We start from the raw sequence: 23,442 nt of genomic DNA on the forward strand, positions 1-23,442 counted from the left end.
CGCCCGCAGCGTCGCGGCCTTCCGCGCGGCGTCCTGCTCGGCCTTCTTCGCCGCCTTCAGCTCGACGCGGGTCTTGTTGTACTGCTCGGTGAGGACCGACGCCCAGCACCGTCTCCGCCGCGCCGACGAGCTGCTCGAGGCGGTACACCTCGGTCCGGTGGAACGGCGGCGCGCCCGTCCGGGCGACGACCAGTACGACCCTGCCCGCGGCGAGCGGGCAGATGGCGTACTGCGCGCCGTCCGGCGCGGTGAACGCGCGCGGCCGCAGCGGCGCCAGCGCGGGCAGCTCCTCCTGGAGCACGCCGCCGACGCTGGCGTGCGCGAGCATGGCGTGACCGTCCTCGTCGATCTCCGCGAGGCCCGCCCAGTCGGCGCTGAGCACCCCCGGCACCGCGTCCGCCAGGATCTGCGGGCCCCGGTCGGGGATGGCCGCGACCTGCCCGATGACGGCGGCGTCCGGATGGACGCCCGCGGGCTCGACGGTGGGCCACACGCCGACGATCTCCACCCCCGGGACCGCGCCCAGCCCGTCCACCAGCCGCCCGATGCCCGCCCCGGCGGGCCACGCCACCGTGAAGTCGTCCAGCGCCCGGCCGTTGTCGCGTTCGAGCACGGCCATCTGCACGACGTCGGCGCCCGCGGCGCCCAGCGTGCGCGCCACCTTGCCCAGCGACCCCGGGCGGTCCGGCAGTCGTATGCGAATTCGCAGCAACACGGTCACCTCCTATCCGCGATCGTGCACACGGGGTGCTACAGCCCCGTATCCCCCCTGTTACCCACGGATGAAGATGTCGAGGGGGCAGACTCGGCAAGTTCGGTGCTGGAATGGCGGGCTCGGGTCAAACTAGAGTTCACGGAAGGTCAACTGCGCTCTATCGCCTCTTGCCGCCTCACCATTAAGGTCACTGCACGTGTCGAGCGACGGGGAAGATCCGGTCAAGGACGGCCGGGACGACGCGGCGTTCCGCGCCGAGGTCAGGGACGCCCTGGCGGGGCTCGCCGCCCGGCTGGACCGCGAGCACGAACGGGCCGCGCACCGCGAGTCCGTCATCGACCGTCTCCACGAGGAGAACCAGCGGCTGCGGCGGGGCGAGCTGCAGGCGATGCTGGAGCCGGTCCGCACCGCGCTGTACCGGGTGCACGACCAGGCCCGCCGCCTGGCGACCGCCGAGGACGCCGGCGCGACGGCGAACCTGCTGGACGCGCTGGCCGACGACGTCGCGGACGCGCTCGCCCGGCTGGGCGTCGAGCGGTTCCGGGCCGAGCCCGGCCAGCCCTACGACCCGTCCCGGCACCGGCCCGTGGCGGTCGCGGCGGTCGCCGAGCCCGGCCGGGACGGCACCGTCGTCGAGGTGCGGTCCGACGGGTTCGAGGAGGGCGGCCGGGTGCTGCGCAAGGCGGCCGTCAGCGTCGGCCGGCTGGAGCCCCGCGCGAACGGCGCGGCGACGGCCGCCGCGGACGCCCCGGGCGCCGCCGACGAGGACGGCGCGGCGGACGACGCGAAGGACGACGGCATCGAGGACGGCGGCATCGAGGACGGCGGCGCGGACGATCGCGCGCCGAAACCGGCGGCTCCGATCGTCAGGTCCGGGTCAAGTCGCCGCGAGGCGGCCGGGCGCGGCGAGAGCATGAACAACTCGACTCGGGACCGATAGTGAGAGGGACATGGCTGTCTACGGCATCGACCTGGGAACCACGTACTCCTGCATCGCCGCGATCGACGACGTGGGGCGGCCGGCGGTCCTGCGGAACCTGGAGGGCACCGACACGACGCCGTCGGTGGTGTACTTCGAGAGCGGCGAGAACGTCGTGGTGGGCGCGACCGCGAAGGACACCGCGGTCCTGGAGCCCGAGAACGTCGTCAGCCTGATCAAGCGGGACATGGGCCGGGACGTGACGCGCCCGATGCACGGCATCGACTTCACGCCCGAGGAGCTGTCGGCGTTCATCCTGCTGAAGCTGGCGACGGACGCGCGGACGACGACGGGCGAGGAGGCCCGCGACGTCGTGGTGACGGTGCCGGCGTACTTCGGCGCGGCGGAGCGGGACGCGACGCGCAAGGCGGGGCGGATCGCGGGCCTGAACGTCATCGACATCGTGTCGGAGCCGATCGCGGCGGCGATCAACTACGGGGTGCTGAACCCCGACCTGAACCGGACGATCCTGGTGTACGACCTCGGCGGCGGCACGTTCGACACGACGGTCATCACGCTGCAGGACGGCCACATCGAGGTGGTGTGCACGGACGGCGACCACGAGCTGGGCGGCGCCGACTGGGACGCGCGGCTGGTGGAGCACCTGGCGGAGCGGTTCCGCGCCGAGCACCCGGACGCGGGCGACCCGCTGGACGACCCGCAGACCGAGCAGCAGCTCCGCCGCGACGCCGAGGACGCGAAGAAGGCGCTGACGACGCGGACGGCGCACACCGTGCGGGTGATGCACGGCGGGCGCGTCGCGGCCGTCGAGGTGACGCGGGAGAAGCTGGAGGAGCTGACCAAGGACCTCCTGGACCGGACGGTCGAGATCACCGGCCGGACGCTCGCGGCGGCCGCCGACAAGGGCGTCCACGACTACGACGACCTGGTGCTGGTGGGCGGGTCGACGAAGATGCCGGTGGTCGCGGCGCGGCTGGAGACCGAGCTCGGCATGATCCCCCGGCTGCAGGACCCCGACCTCGCGGTGGCGAAGGGCGCGGCGCTGTACGCGTTCGAGGAGACCTACCGGCGGCTGGTGCGGGAGGGCGCGGCCGAGCGCGCCGCGGACATGGCGATCCGGGCGGGGCTGTCGGCGGAGCAGCAGAAGCAGATCGCGGGACGCCGGATCCGGACGGTCGCGTCGCACGCGTTCGGGATCGTCGTGGTGGACCGGGACAGCGGCGACGAGAGCGTCGCGCACCTGGTGCACGCGAACGACGAGCTGCCCGCGGCGAAGACCGAGGACTTCTTCACCGTCTACGACGACCAGACGTCGGCCGACATCCGGGTGATGGAGCAGGCGGGCAGCGTCGAGTCGCCGGAGCTCGGCGACAACAACGAGATCGCGACCGGGGAGATCCGGGTGCCGCCGGGCAAGAAGGCGGGCTGGCCGGTCGAGGTGACGTTCGCGCTCGACTCGTCCGGGCTGCTGAACGTGACGGCGGTGGAGAAGGAGACCGGCGAGCGGCTCGACCTGAAGGTGGACGTCGGCCGCATGTCCGAGGAGGAGGTCGAGCGCTCGCGCAAGGCCCTCTCCAGGGTCAGGGTGAGCTGAGGACGGGCCGAGGTGCCGGGGGGTGCGGGGGATCGTCCCCCGCAGGGAGGCAGACGGTCGTGACGTTCGACGAGGAGTACCGCCGGGACGTGCTGGAGCCCGCGCGCGCCGCGGGCGACCAGCCGCCCGAGGACCTGCGCGTCCGGTACGCGCTGCCCGACCCGCTGGAGCCGGACGCCGTCACGGCGCGGGTCCGGGAGGTGCGGCAGTGCTGGCGGCGGGCGCGGGGGCAGCTGAAGTACCGGCGCCTGATCGACCGGCTGGAGGCGGAGCACCGGACGCTCGCGCCGCTGTTCGCCGCCGCCGAGCGCGGCGATCCGCGCGGCCTCGCCGACCGGCTGCACGGCGGGGCGGAGCGGGCGGAGCGGCGCCGGGCGGGAACGCGGGCGCGGCTGGTGGACGCGGCCGGCGCGCCGCGGATGGCGACGCCCGGCGAGGTCGCGGCGATCGCGCGCGCCGGGGGGATGGCGGCGGACGAGCTGGCGCGGCTCGCGGCCGCGGACGGCATCGAGGTCCGCGAGCCCGACCCGCTGCCGGCGTCCGCGCCGTACCCGGCGTTCCGGAAGGTGCGCGAGTCGCTCGACGTGCTCGGCGAGCGGCACCTGGCCGGGTTCCTGTTCGGTGAGCGGCCGACCGGGCCGATGCACGTGCTGGACGGCTTCGCGGCGGCCGACCGCACGCTGCGCCCGGACCGCGCGGCGGTCGCGGCGGCGGGCGAGCGGTGGGCGCGGCGGGCCCGCGACACGAGCACCACGCACGCCGAGACGATCCTGGCGGCGCTGCGGTCGGCCGACCCGGCGGAGCTGCTGCGGTACGACGTCGTGGACCGGCTGCGGGAGCGGTTCCGGCAGCGGGCGTCGGACCGGGCGCTGCTGCGGCACGCCGCCGAGGACCTGGGCGTCGCGGCCGGGGACGCGCGGCGGCTGGTGTTCGCGGTCGTGCGGGAGGCCGCGCCGGGCGGCGGCGGCCTCGCGGGGCGGCTGCGGGCGCTGCTGGACGCCGGCGAGGTGTTCGCGGCGGCCGAGCTGGCGGACGCGTCGGACGTCCCGGCGCCCGACGGCGGCGGGGAGCAGCCGGAGGAGCTGCTGCTGGCGGCGGAGGCGCGGCGGCGGCTCGACACGGCGCTGCGGCTGCGCGAGACGGCCGCCGCCGAACGCGACCCCGACCGGGCGTGGCGGCTGCTGGCCGACGCGCTCAAGCTGGTCCGGGACCTGCCGGGCGCCGCCGAGCACCAGCGGCGGCTCGCGCCCGCGCCCGTCCCGTCCGTCCGGGCCGACATCGAGTACGGCGACGGCGGCGGCGCGGTGCGGGTGTCGTGGGAGCCGTCGCCGTCGACGGCGGGCGAGGTGCTGTACCACGTGGTGCGGCGCCGCGGCCGTCCCCCGCGCGGCCCGGCGGACGGGCGTCCCGTGCAGGGCGGGCGCGACCCGGAGCCGCCGGTGAACGCGCCGCTGTACTACGGGGTCGTCGCGGTGCGGGGCGAGGCGGCGGCCGCGCCGGCGGTCGCGGGTCCCGTGGTGGTGCGGCCCGAGCCGTCCGGCGTCGAGCTGGTGCCGGGCGACGGGCGCGTCACCGGCCGGTGGCGGGCCCCGGCGGAGGCGGCGCGGGTCCTGGTGGTCCGGGACGGGACGGCCGTGCCCGCGGGGCGCGACGGGTTCGGCGAGCGGGTGCCGAACGGCCGCGCCCACACGTACCGGATCAGCGCCGTGTACCTGGACGAGGACGGGCGCGAGGTCGTCACGCCGGGCGTGCGGGCGGCGGTGACGCCGAGCGCGCCGCCCGACCCGGTGATGGAGCTGGCCGCCGTGCCCGACCCGGGCGATCCCGGGCTGGTGCGGGTGCGGTTCGCGCCGCCCGCGAACGGCCGGGTGGAGCTGGTGTTGGCGGACGGCGAGCCGCCGTGGCCGCGCAGCGCGCTCGTCCCGCTGGAGGAGGTGCGGCGGGAGACGCGGCGCGTCCCGGAGACCGCCGAGAGCGCCCCGGCCGAGGGACGCCTCGCGGTGCGGCCCGGGTCGGGCGGCTGGCTGGTCGCGGTGACGGTCGTGGAGGGCACCGCAGCGATCGGCGCCGCGCACCGGCACGTGAACCTGCCGCCGCCCCGCAGGCTGGTCGCCGAGCGGCGCGGCGGGCACGTCCACGTCGGGTTCGACTGGCCCCGCGACGTCGCCGAGGTCGACCTGCTGCACCGGGTGGCGGGCGCCGAGCCGGGGCACGAGGCGGTGAGCCGCGCCGCGTACGACGCGCACGGCGGCATCCGGGTGCCCGCGCCGGAGGACGCCGCCGTGGAGGTGACGCTCGCGTCCGCCGGGACGGTCGGCGGCGTCCGCACGACCGGGCCGCCGGTGACGGCGGTCGTCGCGGCGCGCACGGTCGTCCACTACGACGTGGTGCGGTCGGGCCCGCCGTGGCGGCGGTCGCTGACGATCCGGCTGACCGCGTCCCGCCCGGTCCGGGTGGGCCGGCTGTCGCTCGTCCTGCGGTCCGGGCGGGTGATGCCGCACCGCGCGGGCGACGGGGAGACGCTGCGGGCGTGGGAGCAGGTGCCGGTCCCCGGGGAGTTGTCGGCGCCCGCGCCGGACGCCGCCGGCCCGTACTGGCTGCGCTGCTTCACCGCCGACGACGACGTCGAGCTGTCCGACCCGCCCGTCGACCGGCTGCGGGTGCGCCGGTGAGCGGGCCGCCGCCCCGGGCGGGGCTGTCGCGGGCGGCGCTGGCGCGGGTGCCGCTGCCGGGGCTGCCGGGCGGGCGCCGCGAGGTGACGTGCCCGTACTGCTTCGCGGCCACCGCGCCGCAGCGGATCCCGTTCCGCTGCCGGGGCCGGGCCGGACGGCAGCAGGGGTGCGCGCCCGTGCTGGACGAGGAGCTCGCCGCCTACACCGGGTCGACGGCGGGCGCGTCGCTGCCGCCGGTGTTCGACCCGCCGGGCCGCCGCACCGCGCAGGCCGGGCGCGCCGACTGCCCCGCCTGCGGCCGTCCGACCGGGAACCGGGTGTGCCCGCGGTGCCACAACCCGCTGCCGCCGGCGTACTGCGACTCCCCCGGCCGGATCGTCGCGCTCGTCGGGGCGAAGAACGCGGGCAAGAGCACCTACATCGCGGTGCTGCTGCACGAGCTGATGAACCGGGTCGGCACCGAGCTGGACGCGTCCCTGGTGGCGTGCGACGACCGCACCATCGAACGGTACAAGCGGGACTTCGCGCGCCCCCTGCTGGAGGAGCGGCGGCTGCTGCCCACCACGGCGTCCGCCGCGACGAGCCCCCGCGAACCCCTCGTCTACCTGCTGACCCGCACCCGCCGGGGCCGGTTCGCGCGGGCCCGCAACGACTCGCTCGCACTCGTCCTGTTCGACACCGCCGGGGAGGACCTGCGCAGCCGCGAGGTCACCGACCTGCACCTGCGCTACCTGGAGGCCGCCGACGCGGTCATCTTCCTGGTGGACCCGCTGGAGCTGCCGGGCGCCCGGCCGGGCCTGCGCGACGCCGTGCCCGCCCCGCGCGTCCCGGGTGAGGACCCCGACAGCGAGCCGCTGAACGTCATCGCGCGCGTCACCGACACGCTGCGGGGCCGGCACGGCGCCCGGCCCGGCGAGCCGCTGCCCGTCCCGGTCGCGGTCGCCCTCACCAAGATGGACGCGCTGCGCCCCGACCTGCTGCGGCAGTCCGCGCTGCACCGGACCCGGACCGGGGCGGGCGTCCTCGACCTCGACGACCGCGACGCCGTACACGAGCAGGTGCGGGCGCTGCTGCACGACTGGCAGGCCGGGCAGCTCGACACCTACCTCGGGCAGCAGTACGCCGAGCACGCGTTCTTCGCGCTCTCCGCGCTCGGCGGCGTCCCCGAGGACGGGCGGGTCGGCGCGGGCGGCGTCCGGCCGCACCGCGCCGAAGACCCGCTCCTGTGGCTGCTGTACCGGTTCGGGATGCTCGACGGGGTTCGTCCGGGAGGCGAGTGACGATGGCGTGGCAGCTGCACTACACGTCCGTGCGGCACGGCCCGACCGGGCGGGCCGGGTTCCAGTTCGTCGCCGAGACCCCCGGGCTGCCCGAGGGCGCCCGCGCGGGCGTGCTGCCGCACCTGTCGTACCGTCCGCCGCCGGAGGCCCCCGCCGAACCGGGCGACGCCGAACTCGGCCGGTTCCCCGTCTCGCTGCTGTACGACCGGGTCGACGGCCGTCCGGTCCTGGTCCGGTGCCGCTACCTGGGGCGGGACTACTCGGGACGCTACGGCAACTTCTTCGGGCACGCCGTGGTCGCCGAGCCCGAGGAGCTCGAGGGCGTCCGCCCGGCGGAGCTGTGGCGGTCGCCGATCTGGGATCCGCGCCCGGCCGCCGGCGACCGGCTGGACAATCTGGACGAGCTGCCGCCCGGCGCGGCGCTCGCCCCCGAGGACCTCGCCCGCTGGCTCCCCGCGTCCGGCCCCGCCGACCCGTTCGGGACGCTCGGCGTCCTCGTGGGCGCGGTCGGCGAGCGGATCGCCGCCGGCGACGGCCGGGTGGTGCTCGTCGCCGACGACGTCGACACGATCGCCCGCTGGATCGCGCTGGTGTCGTACTCGCTGCCCGTCGCGGCCGCCGAACGGCTGACGTTCGTCACCTACAGCGCCGACCCGCAGCGCGCCGCCCAGCACCTCGTGGGCACGACGCCCGACGTCTGGACGGACGTCCGGCAGCACGCGTCCCACGCCCTGGCCGTCGATCTGCGCGAGGGCGTCCCGGACGCCCCGGCCTCCCGGCTGGCCCGCACCGTCACCCGCTGCTGGCGCGACGCCGACTTCGCGGGCCTCGACGCGCTCGCCGAACTCGCCGAGCTCGACGGCCTCGGCGCCGGGCCCGCCGCCGTCCTGCTCGCCCTCTGCCGCCCGGACGCGCCGGTCACGGCCGACGAGGAGCGCGCCCTCGCGGCCCTCCTCACCGCCCGGCGCCCCGCCCTGCCCGACTGGACGTGGCGGGACCTGCTGCCGCGCGTCCCGTCCATGTCCCTCGACCTGGCCGTCGCGATCCGCGCGGCCGCCGACGCGGCGGACGTCCCCGAGCTGGCCCGCGAGTGCGACCTGCGCGTCGCCATGCTGGCCCTCTCCGACCCCGCCGCCCGCCCCCACATGCCCACCCACCCCCACGACCCCCTCACCCCCGCCCCACCCCCCGCGCAAGCACCAGACCCAGCGGACGGGCGGGCGGAGTTGGGCACCCGGATTCCGGCGGCGCTCGCGGCGGCGCCGGACTTGGGCGAGGTCGCGGCCGTGGCGAGCGTGGCGGCGCGGGCGGGGGTGCCGGTCGGGCCGGACGAGCTGGCGGACGCGGCGGCCGGGTGCGTCCGGCGCGGCGCCCGCGATCTCGCGACGGCGCTTCCGGCCTGCCCCGGCGACCTCCGCGGCGCCCTGGTCGACGGCGTCCTCACGGGCCTGGCGGACGCGAACGGCGGCGACCTCGCCCCCGACCTGTGCGACTCGCTTTACGAGCACCTCGGCCGGCTGCGCGCCGTCCCGCACGTGGCCGTCCGGGTCCTGACGTCCGTGGCCCGCCGCGCCCCCGCCCATCGCCTGGAGATCACCACCGCCCTGCTCGACCTGGCCGACACCGCTCCCGGCGACGATGGCGCCCGGGCGGGCGCGGGCCGGGCGCGGGGGACGGTGGCGGTCGGGGGCGTGTCGAGCGGGGACTTGGACGCGGCGTTCGGGGAGGTCTGGGGGGCGCCGCCTTCGGTGGCGGAGTGCACGGCGCTGCTCGATGAGCACCAGGCCGTTGTGGGCGGGTATCCGGCGCTGGCCGTACTGCCGCGGCGGACGTTCGGGCGGCTGGCGGAGGGCGCGTTCACCGACGCCGGGGTGCTGCGGCTCGCGGCGCGGGTGGAGGCGGTCCTGCCGGGCGGGGCGGCGGCCGGGGACGCGGCGGTGGTGCGGGCGCACGCGGACGCGGTGACCGCCGACCGGCCCGGGGCCGCGGCGAAGGCCCTGACGGCGCTCGTCGGGGCGGGCGCGGCCGAGCGGCTGGCGGACGCGGCGTTCGGCGGGGCCGCGCGGCGGCTGTGCCGGCGCCCGCCGAAGTTCCGTGCGGCGCTGCTGGCGGCGCTGGACGCGGGCGTGCGGGCGCGGCTCGCGGGCTGCTGGACGGACGCGCTGCCGGCGCGGGCGCGGGCGGGACGGGCGCCGCTGCGGGGCGCGGAGATCGAGCAGCGGAACGAGCTGGTGGAGGTCGTGCTGCGGCTGCGGGGGCGGGACGTGCGGGAACCGGGCCTGGAGGCGTGGGCGCGGGCGGCCGCGGGCCGGTGGCTCGCGGGCCGGCAGCTCGACGCGTACCTGGGGCGCGCGCCGGAACTGCGGCCCGCGCTCCGCGAGCTGATCGCCGAGGGGAGGTGACCGGGTGCAGGGCGTCCTGGTGCTGATCCTGTTCGCGGTGTGGGCCGCGGTGATGTTCCTCGGGTTCGTGTACGTGTTCCCGGTGCTGTTCCCCGTGACGCTGGTGGTGGCGGGGGGCGCGGCGCTCGGGCTGTACTACCTGCACGCGTGCCGCACGCTGGCGCCGTCGACGTTGAAGGGGCCGTCGCCGGTCGCGGCCCCGGACGTCGCGTACCGCAACTACCTGCTGGTGCAGGTGTGGCGGGACTGGTGGACGATCACCCGGACGGTCGTGCCGCGGGTGTGGACGACGGCGTCGCGGACGGTCGCGTGGCTGACCCGGACGCTGCTGCTCGGCGGGCCGTGGGGGTTCTTCGCGTTCCCGTTCTGGCTCGCCCTGTGCGCGGGGATCGCGGCGGCGGCCGTCCCGGCGGCGGTGTTCGTGCTGGCGCTGACGGTGATGTACGGGGTCGTCGCGGCGGTGGGGCTGGTCGGCTGGCTCGCGTGCGTGCTGGTGCTCGCGGCGGTCGAGCGCGGGTTCATGACGTACGGGCGGATCCTGCAGACGTGCCCGCATCCGTTCTGTTACGAGCGGATCGCGCTGCCGGAGTACGAGTGCCCGGGGTGCGGGGCGCGGCATCCGCGGCTGGCGCCGGGCGCGGCGGGCGCGTTCCGGCACGTGTGCCGGTGCGGGGCGCGGCTGCCGACGACGGTGCCGCTCGGCCGGTTCCGGCTGGCGGCGTACTGCCCGCACTGCGGCGGGCGGCTGCCGGAGCGGATCGGACGGGTGCGGGTGGAGCCGCTGCCGTTCGTCGGGGGCCCGGCGGCGGGGAAGACGACGTTCATGGTGCTGGGCATCCGGGCGCTGCACGCGCGCGCCCACGCGGCCGGGGGGCGGCTGTCGTTCGTGGAGCGGCGGCACGCGGAGGCGTACGCGGCGGCGATCCGGGAGTTCCAGCGGGGCGGGCGGCTCGCGAAGACGGGCCCGGAGCTGCCGCTGGCGACGATGGTGGACGTGGACCTGCCGGGACGCGCGCGGCGGATCATGTACCTGTTCGACCCGGCGGGCGAGCACTACACGGGTGCGACGGAGGTCGAGTCGCTGCGGTACCTCGACCACGGCGAGGCGCTCGTGTTCGTCGTGGACCCGTTCGCGCTCCCGCAGGTGCGGCGGGCGCTGACCGGGAAGGAGCGGGAACTGGTCGACCGGGCGGCGGCGTCGTCGGACGAGGATCCGGCCGACACGCTGCAGCGGGTGCTGAACGAGCTGCGGTCGCGTCCCGACCGGGGCCGGCAGAAGCGCGTCGCGGTGGTGGTCACCAAGACCGACCTGCTGGCCCGCACCGAGATCGGCCGCGGCCTGGACGGCGGCGTGCGCGAGTGGCTCGCGGGCGTCGGGCTCGGCAACACCGTGCGGACGCTCGAGCAGGTCGCGGGGCGGGTCCGCTACTTCGCGTCCGGGCTGGGCGCCGAACCGGCCGACGTCGCGGATCTGCTGACGTGGGCGGCGGGGCTCGCGCCGGGCGCCGCGGCGGACGGCGCGCCGGTCGCGGCGGCGGATCCGGAGCCGCCGGGGACGGCGCCGCTGCGGGCGCCCTGGCCGGTGCGGGGGCGCGGCGCCGAGCGCGTCCCGGCCGGGTACCGGCTGGGACGGCTGGCGGTGCTGGGCGGGCTGTCGCTGCTGACGGTCGGGACGGTGACGGGCGCGGTCGTCGCGGCGGCGCAGCGGCTCTCGGACCTGACGATGCTGGCTCCCCCGCCGTTCTGGATGTGACGCACCCCACTGCCTGACGCGGCAGATAACGGACGGTCATCTCGTTGCACCCTGCGGAACCTCTCTTCCGACGAAAGGCTGCACGATGACCGCGATCGCGCCCGACGGCCTCCTCGCCCTGGCCGAGGACGCCCAGGACCTGCTGTTCCGCGAGGCACGCACGGCGAACACGTTCACGTCCAAGCCGGTGACCGACGAGCAGCTCCGCGCGATCTACGAGCTGGTGAAGTGGGCGCCGACCGCGATGAACGCCCAGCCGCTGCGGATCGTGGCGGTGCGCAGCGCGGCGGCGAAGGAGCGCCTGCTCCCGCTGATGGCGGAGGGGAACCGCGCGAAGACCGCGGCCGCGCCGATCTCGCTGATCGCCGCCGCGGACGAGGACTTCCACGAGCACATGCCGTCCATCTGGCACGTTCCGGACGCCCGCGAGCGGCTCGCCGCGAACCCGGGCCGCGCCGGGATGGCGCGGTTCAACGCGACCGTCCAGCTCGGCTACCTCATCCTCGGGGTCCGCGCCGCCGGGCTCGCCGCCGGGCCGATGGCGGGCTTCAACGCCGAGGCCGTCGAGAAGGAGTTCCTCGCGGGCGGCAACCTGCGCGCCATCGCGATCGTCAACGTCGGCCGGCCCGGCCCGGACGCGTGGTTCGACCGCAACGGGCGTCTGGAGTTCGACCAGGTCGTCACCGCCGTCTGAGTCCCGCGGGGTCCCCACCCCGGAGTCCGCACCGCCCGGCCGCGCACCCGCGGCCGGGCGCAGGCCGTTCACGGAGCACCCCCATGACCCAGTCCCCCCGGTCCCCCGACGCCACCCCGCCCGCCGGTCAGGCGGCCTCGGCCGATCACGCCGCGCCCGCCGCCCCCGCCGCGCACTCCGGGCACCCCGCGCCCACCGGATCCGGCACCGCGCTCGACGGCACCGCGCCGTCCGCGCCGTCCAGGCCCGGTGCCCGGTTCGGGCTGATCGCCGTGCTCGGCGCGCTCACCGCCATCGCGCCGCTGTCGACCGACCTGTACCTGCCCGCGCTGCCCGAGGTGGCCGACGACCTGGCGACCGGCGCGGTCCCGACGCAGCTCACGCTGACCGCCTGCCTGGTGGGGCTCGCGCTCGGGCAGGCCGTGGCGGGTCCGCTGAGCGACGCGCTCGGCCGCCGACGCCCGCTGCTCGCCGGGATGGCGATCTACACGATCGCGTCGCTGCTGTGCGCCGTCGCGCCGACCGTCGGGACGCTGATCGGGGCGCGGTTCGTGCAGGGCGCCGCCGGGGCCGCCGGGATCGTGATCGCCCGCGCGATCGTCCGCGACCTGTACGACGGCGTCGCGGCCGCCCGGTTCTTCTCGATGCTGATGCTGATCAGCGGGATCGCGCCCATCATGGCGCCGGTCGCGGGCGGGCAGCTGCTGCGGCTCGTGCCGTGGCCGGGCGTGTTCGCCGTGCTGTCCGGCGTCGGGGTGCTGCTGTTCCTCGCGGCGCTGCTCGGCCTGCGGGAGACGCTGCCCGCCGGGGAGCGGCAGACCGGCGGCGTCCGCGCGACCCTGCGCACGTTCCGGGCGCTGCTCACCGACCGCCCCTTCGTCGGGTACGTGCTGACGGTCGGGCTGTCGTTCGCCGCGATGTTCGTGTACATCTCCGGGTCGCCGTTCGTCCTGCAGGACGTCTACGGCATGTCGCCGCAGGGGTTCAGCATCGCGTTCGGCGTGAACTCGGTCGGCATCGTCGCGGCCGGGCAGGTCGGCGGGCGGCTCGCCGGGCGGGTGCCGCTGGGACGGCTGCTCGCGATCGGCCTCGGCATCGTCGTCGCGGGCGCGGCGCTGCTGCTGCTCGCGGTCGCCGCCGGACTGGGCGCGGCGTGGGCGCTGCCCGGCATGTTCCTCGTCGCGTCCGGGCAGGGGCTCGTCCTGCCGAACGCGACCGCGCTGGCGCTGTGGGGACGTGCGCCGCGGATCGCCGGGAGCGCGTCCGCGCTGCTCGGCGTCGGGCAGTTCACGCTGGGCGGCGCCGCCGGGCCGCTCGCGGGGATCGGCGGCGAGGACACCGCCGTCCCGATGGCGGTGTCCATCGCGGTGCTGGCGGTGCTGGCCGCCGCCGTCGCCCTCGCCGCGCGGTCCCGTCAGCCCGCCGGCGGCTGAGCGGTCCCGTTCTCCAGGGCGGCGAGGACGAACCCGGCGACCTCGTCGGCGAGCGCCTCGGCCGGCTTCGGGCCGTCCGCCCTCCACCACGCGGGCATCTGGTTGACCATGCCCAGCGCGACGATCGTGACGGTCTCGGCGGGGGTGGTGCGCGCGAAGACGCCCTCGCGCTGCCCCTGCTCGACCAGTCCGCGGAACGTCACGTGGTAGCGGCGCCGCTGCGCCCGCACCGACCGCATCCGGCCATGGTCGAGCCGGTGCATCTCGCGGCTGAACACCTTCGCCTCGTCGATGTGCTCGGCGGTGCTGCGGATCAGCCCGGTCAGGACGGCGCGGACGGCCTCGCGCGGCGGGGGCCGCTCGGCCAGCACCCGGTCGAGGTCGGCGAGCTGCCGGGCGATCAGCGAGTGGTAGATCTCGTAGAGCAGGTCGTCCTTGGAGTCGAAGTAGTGGTAGAGGGCGCCCTTGGTGACGGCCGCGGCCTCCACGATCCCCTGCACGGACGTCCCGTCGAACCCGCGTTCGGCGAACAGCCGCAGTGCCGCGGCGAGGATCCGCCGCTCCACCGGGCTCTCCCGCACGGGCCGGACGTCCGGGCGTTCGACGTCGGTCACCTGCGCACCTCCGCTGGGGTAGGGCATTGACGCGGCCGCGTCCCGCGTCCTAGCTTGCCAGAAACCGACCGGTCGGTATGCACCCCGGTGCATGTTCGGAGGTAGTTCGCATGGCCGAAGTCCAGACCGTCCGCGGCCCCGTCGACGTCGGCGCGCTCGGCCGCACGTTCATGCACGAGCACGTGTTCGTGCTGAGCACTGAGCACGTCGAGAACTACGGCGCGGGCGACTGGTGGGACGAGGACGAGAAGGCCGACGACGCCGTCCGCAAGCTGCGGCAGCTCGTGGAGCGGGGCATCACCACCATCGCCGACCCGACCGTGTGGGGCCTCGGCCGCTACATCCCGCGGATCGCGCGGATCGCCGAGCGGGTGCCCGAGCTCAACATCATCGCCGCGACCGGCATCTACACCTACAACGACCTGCCGTTCCAGTTCCACCACCGGGGCCCGGGCACGCTGCTCGGCGGCCCCGAGCCGATGATCGCCGACTTCGTCCGGGACCTGACGCAGGGCATCGGCGACACCGGGGTGCGGGCCGCGTTCCTCAAGTGCGCGGTGGACGCCCCCGGCCTCACGCCCGGCGTCGAGCGGGTGCTGCGGGCGGTCGCGGGCGCGCACCGCGAGACGGGCGCGCCGATCACCGTCCACACCGAGAGCTCGATCCACGCCGGGCGCGAGGTGGTGCGGGTGCTGCGCGAGGAGGGCGCCGACCTGGCGAAGGTGGTGATCGGGCACGCGGGCGACAGCAACGACCTCGACTACCTGAGCGAGCTCGCCGACACCGGCGCGATCCTCGGCATGGACCGGTTCGGCCTCGACGTGATCAACTCGACCGCCGACCGGGTGAGCACGGTCGTCGCGATGTGCGAGCGCGGCTACGCCGACCGGATGGTGCTGAGCCACGACGCGAGCTGCTTCATCGACTGGTTCGGCCCCGACCCCGACCTGCTGCGCGGCATGGCGCCGAACTGGAACTACCGGCACATCAGCGACGACGTCCTGCCCGCGCTGCGCGCCCGCGGCGTCACCGACGCGCAGCTCGACCAGATGCTCGTGGAGAACCCGCGCCGCTACTTCTCCCCCTGACGCTCACAGGACCCGCGCGACCGGGCGGTGCGCGGCCCGCCGCGCCGGGACGGCCGCGAGCAGCGCGACCGCGACGAGCACGCCGGGGACGACGGCCGCGAGCAGCGGCGCGGGGACGTCCACGGCGGCGGACCCGCCGCCGCCGAGGGCGAGCGCGGCCCGGTGCACCAGCAGGCCCAGCGGGATCCCGGCGACCGCCGCGACGGACGCCGGCAGGAGCTGCGCGGCGGCCAGCCCGGACGCGACCTGCCGGGGCGTCGCGCCGACCGCGCGGGCGAGCGCGGCGGTGCGGGAGGTGTCGAGCGCGGTCGTCCAGGCGGTGAGGACGGCGTTGACCGCCGCGAGGAGCAGCAGCGCCAGCGACAGCACCAGCATGATCTGCCCGACCCGCTCCGTCACCGGGTTCCCGGCGCCCGGGACGAACGCGGGGCCGGCCGCGCCCGCGTCCTCGGCGTCGACCTGCCGCCGCATGGCGAGCGCCGCGACCAGCATCGCGGCGGTGACCGCGGTGCTCGCGGCGGCGAGGACCGTGCGGCGGGGGCGCCGCGCGGCGATCCGCACGCCCAGCAGCAGCGGGACGGGCAGGCCCGCGGACAGCCCGACCAGCCGGGGACGGCGGCCCGGCCCGCGCACCGGTTCGTGCAGCGCGCGCGCCGTCCGGACCCGGGCGCCGCGCAGCGCCGGGACGGCCGTCGACGCGGCGGTGACCGCCAGCGCCGCGAGCAGCACGGCCGCGACCACGCCCGGCGTCGGGACGGGCGCGGTCGCGGCGCCGAGCAGGCCCGCGTTCGGCCCGGTCAGCAGCGGCGACGCGGCCCAGCCCGCGAGGAGCCCGGCGACCCCGGCGGCGAACGCGATCACCAGGTGCTCGGCCAGCAGGACGGCGCCGACCTGCGCGGGCGTCGCGCCGGCGGCCTTCAGCAGCCCGGCGCGGCGGCCCTGCTCGGCGAGCCGCCCGCCGACCAGCAGCGCGACGCACAGCCCGGCGAGGATGGCCAGCGCCCACGTCCCGGCGAGCAGCGCCCGGTCTGCGAGCCGCAGCTCCGCGGTCGCGTACGCGGCGATGTCCTGCGCCGCCACCACGCGCGCCGCCCGGGAGGCGGGCACGCCGCAGTCCCCCGCTCCGGGCGCGGGGCAGCCGTGCGCCGCGGCGAACGCGGGCGCGGCGGCGGGGTCGGTGAGCCGCAGCGGCATCGTCCAGGTCCGCTCCCGCGCGTCCAGCCGGGCGGCGTCGGCGCGGGTCGTCCAGACGAGGCCGGGGGCGGACGACGGGTAGGGGGCGCGGCCGGTCGTGACGGCGATGCCCGCGACGGGCAGGCGGCGGCCCCCGACGACGATCGCGTCGCCCGGCCGGACGCCCAGCGCCTCGGCGAACGCCCGCTCCACCACGGCCGTCCCGGGCGCCGCCCACCGGCCGTCCGTCACGTACGGCCGGTCGAGCCCGCCGGGCTCCCCCGGCGACCCCGCCGCCGAACGGCCGCCGGTGCCGTCGGTGGCGTCCGGGCGGGCGGGGTGCGCGGGGGCGGGGTCGCGGGCGTGCACGACCGCCTGGACCTCGACGTCCCCGGCCCGCAGCGTGGTCGAGAGGGTCGGGAAGGGGCGTCCCGCCGCGGCGACGCCCGGCTCGCGGGCGAGCGCCGCGAGGGCGGCCGGGTCCGGTGCGGCGGCGACCGCGTCGGGGCCCGCGGTCGCGGCGCGGGTGCGCTCCCACGGATCGTCGGCCGCGCCCCGGACGAGCAGGCCGAGCGTGAGGGTCGCGGCGGTGGCGGCGATCGCCACCAGCAGCAGGAGCGCCTGCGCGGGGCGGCGGCGCAGGTCGCGCAGCGCCAGCCGCAGGACGAGCGCGGCGCGGCCGGTCGGCGCGGCCATCAGACGAGCCCGGACAGCGAGCCGAGGCCGCCGGTCCGCCCGGTGAGGATCGTCTGGTCGACGAACGCGCCGTCCCGCATGGTGATCAGCCGGTCGGCGGTTCCGGCGATGCGGGAGTCGTGCGTGACGACGACCAGCGTGCGGCCCTCGGCGCGCAGCGCGGCGAACAGCCGCAGGACGTCGGCGGCGGCCGCGCTGTCGAGGTTGCCGGTGGGCTCGTCGGCCAGCAGCAGCGGCGGGTCGTTCACCAGGGCCCGCGCGACCGCGACCCGCTGCCGCTGCCCGCCGGACAGCGCGCTCGGCAGGTGCCCGGCGCGGTCGGACAGCCCGACGCGCTCGAGCAGGTGCGCCGCGCGGCGGCGGGCGGTGCGCCGGGACGCCCCCGCGAGCAGCGCGGGCAGCTCCACGTTCTCCACGGCGGTCAGCTCGTCGACCAGGTGGAACGCCTGGAACACGAAGCCGACGCGATCGCGCCGCATCCGCGCCGCGGCGGCCTCGGAGAGCCGGTCGATGCGGCGCCCGGCGAGGCGGATCTCGCCCGCGTCCGGACGGTCGAGGCCGCCGAGCAGGTGCAGGAGCGTCGATTTCCCGCAGCCGCTCGGGCCCACGACGCCGACGGTCTCGCCGGCCGCGACGTCCAGCCCGACGCCGTCCACGGCCCGGACGAGCGCGGGCCCGGACCCGTGGTGCCGGCACAGCCCCCGCGCGCTGATCACGTACTCGTTCACTCGGCTTCCTTCGTCCAGTGGGTCGCGCAGGCGTCGAGCCAGCGGAGGTCGGCCTGCAGGCGCAGCACGGCGCCCTCCAGCAGGAGCGCGGCGCGGCTCCCGGGCGGTTCGGCGAGCGCGGCGCGCTGCACGCCGGCGAGGCGGCGCAGCAGGTCGCGGCGCTGGGCGTCGACGATCTCGACGGGGTCGGCGAGGCGGGCGGCGCGGGCCGCGACGAGCTTGAGGTGGAACTCGGTGGGCGCGGTGCGCTCCCAGGCGGGCTCGGCGAGCCACGCGGCGACGCGCTCGCGGCCCGCCGGGGTGAGGTCGTGGACCTTGCGGTCGGGACGGTCGGACTGGCCGACCACGCGGGTCTCCACGAGCCCGGCCTTCTCCAGCCGCCGCAGCGTCACGTACACCTGGCCCGCGTTCAGGTCCTCGCCGAGCGGGCCGAGCGCGTCGCGCAGGCGCGCGCGCAGCTCGTACCCGTGCGCGGGTTCCTTGGCCAGCAGCGCCAGGACGATGTCCTGCATCGGCCCCCCTCCGTCGAGGCTTATAGATAACCGTTAGGCACAGCCGGGGTCAACTCGGCCGGGGACTAATCACCGGGGATCGGGAATTATGGGTGGAAAGGGGTGAGGAGGGGCCCAGTGAGCGAACTCCCCGGACGTCGCGGACACGGACGTCGCGGACTCCGTGCCGTGCTGCCGCCGGTGCTGCTCGCACTGCTGGCCCTGCTCGTCCCGTCCTGCCGCCTGCCGGGCGAGGAGACCGAGACCGCCGTCCCGCCCGTCACCGCGACGGAGGTCGCCCCCGAACGGACGGACTTCGCCGAGCGGCAGCCGGGCGTCGTCAACATCACGGCGGTGCGGGGCCTGGAGAGCACCCGGGCCGCCGGGACCGGCATCGTGCTGGACGCCTCGGGCTTCGTGCTGACCAACAGCCACGTCATCCAGGGCGCCACCGGGATCGAGGGCACCGACACCGACAACGACCGCACCTACCGGGCGCGGGTCGTCGGGTACGACACCTCCCAGGACATCGCGGTGATCCGGCTGACCGGCGCGACCGGGCTGCCGGCCGCGCGGTTCGCGCCGGTGTCCACGGTCGCGATCGGCGACCCGGTCACCGCCGTCGGTAACGCGGGCGGCGACGGCGGCGAGCCGAGCGTGGTCACCGGGCACGTCACCGCGCTGGGGCAGACGGTCACCGCGCGGGACGACAGCGACGGCAGCGTCGAGCGGCTCGCCGGGATGATCGAGGTGAGCGCGCCGATCAAGCCGGGCGACTCCGGCGGTCCGCTGCTGAACTCCGCGGGCCGGGTGATCGGGGTCAACACCGCCGCGTCGGCCGCGCTGTCGGCGCGCTCGCCGGACGGCGAGAAACCGCGCGGCTACGCCATCCCGGCGGACCGGGCGCTGGAGATCGCCGCGCAGATCCGGCGCGGGGAGGCGTCCGCGACCGTGCACATCGGCGAGACGGCGATGCTGGGCGTGATGGTGCGGAGCAACGGGACGGAGCCGGGCGCCCGCGTCGTCGAGGTCGTCCCGGGCGGCCCCGCCGACGCCGCCGGGATCCCGGTCGGCGCGGCGATCGTCACGTTCGGGGGGCAGGGCGTCGACTCGCCGTCCGCGCTGACCGGGCTGATGCTGCGCCGCCACCCGGGGGACGTCGTCCGCATCGAGTGGGCGCGCCCGGGCGGCGGGATCGTCGCCGCGGACGTCCGGCTGGCGGAGGGGCCGCCGCAGTGACCGCGCGGCGCGCGATCTGAGCTTTTTCCGTCTGCCGGAGTCCGGGCGTCCCCGGGGCGCGGTTCCGTGCGACAGTGGAAGGTCACAGCGCCGACCCCGACGAGGATGTGACCATGAGCCGCAAGGCCCCCACCGGCGACTTCGATGACGCCGGGCTGCAGGTGTCGAAGCCGAAGACGTGGGCGGCGGGCGTGCCCGGGGTGGCGGCCGCGCTCCGCCAGTCCTACGACCAGATGGGCGCCGGGCGGACGGCGCTGACGCTGCTGCGCGTCAACCAGAAGCGGGGGTTCGACTGCCCCGGGTGCGCCTGGCCGGAGGGCGACGAGCGGCACGTCGCGGAGTTCTGCGAGAACGGCGCGAAGGCCGTCGCCGAGGAGGCCACGACGCGGCGGATCACCCGCGAGTTCTTCGCCGCGCACACGGTCGACGAACTGGCCGAGCGGTCCGACCACTGGCTCGGGCAGCAGGGCCGGCTGACCGAACCGATGATCAGGCGCCCCGGCGCCGCCCACTACGAGCCCGTGAGCTGGGACGACGCCTTCGCGCTGCTGGCGTCCGAACTGAACGCCCTCGGCTCGCCCGACGAGGCCGTCTTCTACACCTCGGGACGGACGAGCAACGAGGCGGCGTTCGCCTACCAGCTGTTCGCCCGCGAGTTCGGCACGAACAACATGCCCGACTGCAGCAACATGTGCCACGAGTCGTCCGGGTCCGCGCTGACCGAGACGCTCGGCGTCGGCAAGGGCTCGGTGCTGCTGGAGGACCTGCACGAGGCCGACCTGATCTTCGTCGTCGGGCAGAATCCGGGGACGAACCACCCGCGGATGCTGTCGGCGCTGGAACGCGCCAAGAAGGGCGGCGCGCGGATCGTCGCCGTCAACCCGCTGCCGGAGGCGGGGCTGATGCGGTTCAAGAACCCGCAGCGGCCGTCCGGCGTCACCGGCCGGGGCACCGCGCTCGCCGACCGCTTCCTGCAGATCCGGCTGAACGGCGACCTCGCGCTCTTCCAGGCCCTCAACCGGCTGCTGCTGGAGTCGGACGCGCCCGGCGCGATCGACCGCGCGTTCCTCGACGCGCACACGCACGGCTTCGAGGCGTTCGAGAAGCACGTCCGCGGCCTCGACTGGGACGACGTCCTGGAGGCGACCGGGCTGACCCGCGGCGAGATCGCCGCGACGCTCGGGGACGTACTGTCCGCGGAGCGGATCGTGGTGTGCTGGGCGATGGGCCTCACCCAGCACCGCAACTCGGTGCCGACGATCCGCGAGGTCGTCAACTTCCTGCTGCTGCGCGGCAACGTGGGCCGCCCCGGCGCGGGCGTCTGCCCCGTCCGCGGCCACTCCAACGTGCAGGGCGACCGCACGATGGGCATCTACGAGAAGCCCGCGCCCGCCTTCCTGGACGCGCTGGAGGCCGAGTTCGGGTTCGCGCCGCCGCGCGAGCACGGCCTCGACACCGTCGACGCGATCCGCGCGATGCGGGACGGCGCGGCGAAGGTGTTCTTCGGGATGGGCGGCAACTTCGTCCGCGCCACGCCCGACTCGGCCGTCACCGAGGCGGCGCTGCGGAACTGCCGGCTGACCGCGCACGTCTCGACGAAGCTGAACCGCTCGCACGCGGTGACCGGCGAGTACGCGCTGATCCTGCCGACGCTCGGCCGGACCGAGCGCGACGTGCAGGAGTCCGGCCCGCAGTTCGTGTCCGTCGAGGACTCGATGGGCATGGTGCACGCGTCCCGGGGCCGGCTCGCGCCCGCGTCGGAGCACCTGCTGTCGGAGGTCGCGATCGTGTGCCGGCTGGCCCGCGCGGCGCTGCCCGCCTCGGTCGTCGACTGGGCGGCGATGGAGCGCGACTACGACGTCGTCCGCGACCACGTGTCCCGGGTGGTGCCCGGGTTCGCCGACTACAACGCCCGCGTGCGCGCACCGGGCGGGTTCGTCCTGCCGCACGCGCCGCGCGACGAGCGCCGCTTCCCTACCGCGACCGGCAAGGCGAACCTCACCGTCAACGAGCTGGAGGTGCTGCGCGTCCCGGAGGGGCGGCTGCTGCTGCAGACCGTCCGCAGCCACGACCAGTACAACACCACCGTCTACGGGCTGGACGACCGGTACCGGGGCATCAAGGCCGGACGCCGCGTCGTGTTCGTCAACCCGTCCGACCTGGCCAAGCTCGGTCTCGCGGACGGCGCCCTGGTCGACCTCGTGTCCGAATGGACCGACGGGACCGAGCGGCGCGCGCCGGAGTTCCGGATCGTCGGCTACCCGACCGCGCCCGGCTGCGCGGCGGCGTACTTCCCGGAGACGAACGTGCTGGTGCCGCTCGACAGCACCGCCGAGATCAGCAACACGCCGACGTCGAAGTCGGTGGTCGTCCGGCTGGAGCGGCGCGCGGATTGACCCTGCCCGCGGGGGTCCCGGGCGGATTAGGCTGGCTCCATGACGAACCTTCCCGATCGTTCCCGGCCGCCCGCGACGCCGGAGATGCGCGCGTCCGACGCCGACCGGGACCGGGCCGCGGACCTGCTGCGGGACGCCGCCGGTGAGGGTCGGCTGACGCTCGAGGAGCTCGGCGAGCGGCTGGAGGCGGTGTACTCCGCGCGGACGTACGCGGAGCTGGAGCCCATCACCCGCGACCTGCCGGCGACCGGGACCACCGCGCCCGCGCCCGCGCCGGACGGGGCCGTCGACTACCGGCCGCTTCCGGACGCGCCGTCGTGGAAGACGGGCATCGGGGTGCTGAGCGGCTTCCGCCGGTCGGGGGTGTGGAACGCGCCCCGGTCGTTCTTCACGTTCTGCTTCTGGGGCGGCGGCAAGATCGACCTGCGCGAGGCGCGGTTCACCGACGGGGAACTGACGATCCACGCGTGGGCGATCATGGGCGGCGCGGAGGTGATCGTGCCGGACGACCTCGCCGTGCACGTCCGCGGCCTCGGCATCATGGGCGGGTTCGACGGGCGCGCGAGCGGTCCCGGCGAGCCGGGCGCGCCCCGGGTCGTCGTCAAGGGTTTCGCGTTCTGGGGCGGCGTCGAGGTCAAGCGCCGCGCCCGCAAGGGCAGGAAGAAGAAGGACCGCAAGGAACTCGAGGACTAGCGCCCGTCGCGGTCGGCGGACGCCCGGGATCCGTCGGCGATCCGGTCGAGCCACTCCCCCAGCAGCGCGCTCTCGGTCGCGGTGAGGCCGGGGGCGGGCTCGTCGGCGAGCGCGGCGCGGAGCGCGACGGCGAGGGCGGCCGCGCCTCCTGTCCCGGCGGCGTCCCGGGCGCCGTCCCCGGTACCGTCCGGGCCACCGGACGCACCGTCCCGCGACGCGGCGGGGACGATCAGCGTGCCGAGCAGGGCGTCGCGCATGCGTGCGGGCAGGTCGCGGTCGGCCTCCCCGGAGATCAGCGCCAGCACCACGCCCGTCCCCGCGGCGTGGATCATGCGGGCGGCGACCTCGACCGGCAGCCGCAGCCGTCCCGCGCGGGCGACGGCGCCCACGAGCCCGAGCAGGATCTCGTGCGCCTCGACGGCCGCGGGCGGACGGCGGGCCGTCCCGTACATGAGCGTGTACAGCTCCGGGTTCGCCAGGCCGAACTCGAGGTGCAGGTCCCACCCGTGCAGCAGGTCGTCGACCGGGTCGCCGGTGCGGGGCTGCGCGCGTTTGCCCGCCAGGTACCGCTCGAACCCGTAGGCGGCGACGGCGTCGAGCAGGCCCTGCTTGTCGCCGAAGTGGTGGTAGAGGGTCGGGGCCCCGACCCCGGCGGCGGCGCAGACGGCCCGGGTCGAGACGGCGTCGCCGCCCGACTCGGCGACCAGCCGCGCGGCCGCCCGCAGGATCCGCTCCCGGGCGTCGACGTCCTTCTGCACAGTCACAACAACGATGCTACAGAAATTTTGCGAGCACCGATATGGACGTGTGACGTGCGCGAACGCGCATCGGCACCGCATCA

General features: G+C 76.5%; 18 protein-coding genes. 12 read left to right on the forward strand and 6 right to left on the reverse strand.

The window, feature by feature from the left end; genetic code table 11:
* A partial coding sequence (locus tag AB0L25_RS28315) for an ACT domain-containing protein (RefSeq protein WP_500175757.1) occupies nt 1-715 on the reverse strand: 715 nt, incomplete at its 3' end.
* Between the two features lie 196 nt (nt 716-911).
* Between AB0L25_RS28315 and grpE the strand changes: the two genes are divergently transcribed.
* From grpE to AB0L25_RS28355, 8 genes are all read left to right on the forward strand, one after another.
* Nucleotides 912-1,655 carry a nucleotide exchange factor GrpE gene (gene grpE, locus AB0L25_RS28320; protein ID WP_500175758.1) on the forward strand — a complete coding sequence of 248 codons (744 nt, stop codon included), beginning with the start codon at nt 912-914 and terminating at the stop codon, nt 1,653-1,655.
* Nucleotides 1,656-1,665: 10 nt separating this feature from the next.
* On the forward strand, nt 1,666-3,249 hold the full coding sequence (locus AB0L25_RS28325; RefSeq protein ID WP_500175759.1) for an Hsp70 family protein: 1,584 nt from the start codon (nt 1,666-1,668) through the stop codon (nt 3,247-3,249).
* A gap of 59 nt (nt 3,250-3,308) precedes the next feature.
* Nucleotides 3,309-5,921, forward strand: a complete 2,613-nt coding sequence (locus tag AB0L25_RS28330; protein WP_500175760.1) for a SaeA-related protein — start codon at nt 3,309-3,311, stop codon at nt 5,919-5,921.
* Entirely contained in the window at nt 5,918-7,201 is a 1,284-nt protein-coding gene (locus AB0L25_RS28335) for a TRAFAC clade GTPase domain-containing protein (RefSeq protein ID WP_500175761.1), read from the forward strand. Before AB0L25_RS28330 ends, AB0L25_RS28335 begins: the two co-directional genes overlap by 4 nt.
* Before the next feature lie 2 nt (nt 7,202-7,203).
* A complete protein-coding gene (locus AB0L25_RS28340; RefSeq protein WP_500175762.1) occupies nt 7,204-9,603 on the forward strand; it encodes a GAP1-N2 domain-containing protein in 2,400 nt (799 codons plus the stop codon).
* A 4-nt stretch (nt 9,604-9,607) separates the two neighbouring features.
* Entirely contained in the window at nt 9,608-11,356 is a 1,749-nt protein-coding gene (locus AB0L25_RS28345; RefSeq protein WP_500175763.1) for a TRAFAC clade GTPase domain-containing protein, read from the forward strand.
* 85 nt (nt 11,357-11,441) lie between these two features.
* Entirely contained in the window at nt 11,442-12,050 is a 609-nt protein-coding gene (locus tag AB0L25_RS28350) for a malonic semialdehyde reductase (protein WP_500175764.1), read from the forward strand.
* An 83-nt stretch (nt 12,051-12,133) separates the two neighbouring features.
* On the forward strand, nt 12,134-13,483 hold the full coding sequence (locus AB0L25_RS28355; RefSeq protein ID WP_500175765.1) for a multidrug effflux MFS transporter: 1,350 nt from the start codon (nt 12,134-12,136) through the stop codon (nt 13,481-13,483).
* Here AB0L25_RS28355 and AB0L25_RS28360 read toward each other — a convergent pair.
* Nucleotides 13,465-14,097 carry a TetR/AcrR family transcriptional regulator gene (locus tag AB0L25_RS28360; RefSeq protein ID WP_500175767.1) on the reverse strand — a complete coding sequence of 211 codons (633 nt, stop codon included), beginning with the start codon at nt 14,095-14,097 and terminating at the stop codon, nt 13,465-13,467. The genes AB0L25_RS28355 and AB0L25_RS28360 overlap by 19 nt on opposite strands.
* A gap of 110 nt (nt 14,098-14,207) precedes the next feature.
* Here AB0L25_RS28360 and AB0L25_RS28365 point away from each other — a divergent pair, with 110 nt between their 5' ends.
* Complete coding sequence (locus tag AB0L25_RS28365; RefSeq protein WP_500175768.1) at nt 14,208-15,185, forward strand: phosphotriesterase family protein; 978 nt, start codon at nt 14,208-14,210, stop codon at nt 15,183-15,185.
* Nucleotides 15,186-15,188: 3 nt separating this feature from the next.
* Here the strand turns inward: AB0L25_RS28365 and AB0L25_RS28370 are convergent, their stop codons facing one another.
* Genes AB0L25_RS28370 through AB0L25_RS28380 form a run of 3 tightly spaced genes read right to left on the reverse strand, consistent with a single transcriptional unit; the run spans nt 15,189 to nt 18,294 of the window.
* A complete protein-coding gene (locus tag AB0L25_RS28370) occupies nt 15,189-17,054 on the reverse strand; it encodes an FtsX-like permease family protein (protein ID WP_500175769.1) in 1,866 nt (621 codons plus the stop codon).
* The gene (locus AB0L25_RS28375; protein WP_500175770.1) at nt 17,054-17,782 is read right to left on the reverse strand and encodes an ABC transporter ATP-binding protein; all 729 of its coding nucleotides are present in this window, start codon (nt 17,780-17,782) and stop codon (nt 17,054-17,056) included. Before AB0L25_RS28375 ends, AB0L25_RS28370 begins: the two co-directional genes overlap by 1 nt.
* Nucleotides 17,779-18,294 (reverse strand): PadR family transcriptional regulator, encoded by a 516-nt coding sequence (locus AB0L25_RS28380; RefSeq protein WP_500175771.1) that lies wholly within the window; start codon nt 18,292-18,294, stop codon nt 17,779-17,781. Before AB0L25_RS28380 ends, AB0L25_RS28375 begins: the two co-directional genes overlap by 4 nt.
* Nucleotides 18,295-18,411: 117 nt before the next feature.
* Between AB0L25_RS28380 and AB0L25_RS28385 the strand changes: the two genes are divergently transcribed.
* From AB0L25_RS28385 to AB0L25_RS28395, 3 genes are all read left to right on the forward strand, one after another.
* The gene (locus AB0L25_RS28385; RefSeq protein ID WP_500175772.1) at nt 18,412-19,512 is read left to right on the forward strand and encodes a S1C family serine protease; all 1,101 of its coding nucleotides are present in this window, start codon (nt 18,412-18,414) and stop codon (nt 19,510-19,512) included.
* Nucleotides 19,513-19,625: 113 nt separating this feature from the next.
* Nucleotides 19,626-21,908 carry an FdhF/YdeP family oxidoreductase gene (locus tag AB0L25_RS28390; protein ID WP_500175773.1) on the forward strand — a complete coding sequence of 761 codons (2,283 nt, stop codon included), beginning with the start codon at nt 19,626-19,628 and terminating at the stop codon, nt 21,906-21,908.
* Between the two features lie 39 nt (nt 21,909-21,947).
* Nucleotides 21,948-22,601, forward strand: coding sequence for a DUF1707 SHOCT-like domain-containing protein (locus AB0L25_RS28395; RefSeq protein ID WP_500175774.1), 654 nt, complete (start codon nt 21,948-21,950; stop codon nt 22,599-22,601).
* On the opposite strand, the gene AB0L25_RS28400 is transcribed toward AB0L25_RS28395, so the two are convergent.
* Nucleotides 22,598-23,365, reverse strand: coding sequence for a TetR/AcrR family transcriptional regulator (locus tag AB0L25_RS28400; protein ID WP_500175775.1), 768 nt, complete (start codon nt 23,363-23,365; stop codon nt 22,598-22,600). The two genes, AB0L25_RS28395 and AB0L25_RS28400, sit on opposite strands and share 4 nt — an antisense overlap.
* Nucleotides 23,366-23,442: the final 77 nt, after the last annotated feature.

Origin of the sequence: Spirillospora sp. NPDC052242 (assembly GCF_040679555.1) — a bacterium.
Taxonomy (GTDB): Bacteria; Actinomycetota; Actinomycetes; order Streptosporangiales; family Streptosporangiaceae; genus Spirillospora.

Bases quoted from the DNA above. Each gene is read 5' to 3' on its own strand.
- AB0L25_RS28350 (WP_500175764.1), top strand. From the start codon at position 11,442: ATGACCGCGATCGCGCCCGACGGCCTCCTCGCCCTGGCCGAGGACGCC.
- AB0L25_RS28340 (WP_500175762.1), top strand. From the start codon at position 7,204: ATGGCGTGGCAGCTGCACTACACGTCCGTGCGGCACGGCCCGACCGGG.
- AB0L25_RS28390 (WP_500175773.1), top strand. From the start codon at position 19,626: ATGAGCCGCAAGGCCCCCACCGGCGACTTCGATGACGCCGGGCTGCAG.
- AB0L25_RS28370 (WP_500175769.1), bottom strand. From the start codon at position 17,054: ATGGCCGCGCCGACCGGCCGCGCCGCGCTCGTCCTGCGGCTGGCGCTG.
- AB0L25_RS28325 (WP_500175759.1), top strand. From the start codon at position 1,666: ATGGCTGTCTACGGCATCGACCTGGGAACCACGTACTCCTGCATCGCC.
- AB0L25_RS28395 (WP_500175774.1), top strand. From the start codon at position 21,948: ATGACGAACCTTCCCGATCGTTCCCGGCCGCCCGCGACGCCGGAGATG.
- AB0L25_RS28365 (WP_500175768.1), top strand. From the start codon at position 14,208: ATGGCCGAAGTCCAGACCGTCCGCGGCCCCGTCGACGTCGGCGCGCTC.
- AB0L25_RS28355 (WP_500175765.1), top strand. From the start codon at position 12,134: ATGACCCAGTCCCCCCGGTCCCCCGACGCCACCCCGCCCGCCGGTCAG.
- AB0L25_RS28380 (WP_500175771.1), bottom strand. From the start codon at position 18,294: ATGCAGGACATCGTCCTGGCGCTGCTGGCCAAGGAACCCGCGCACGGG.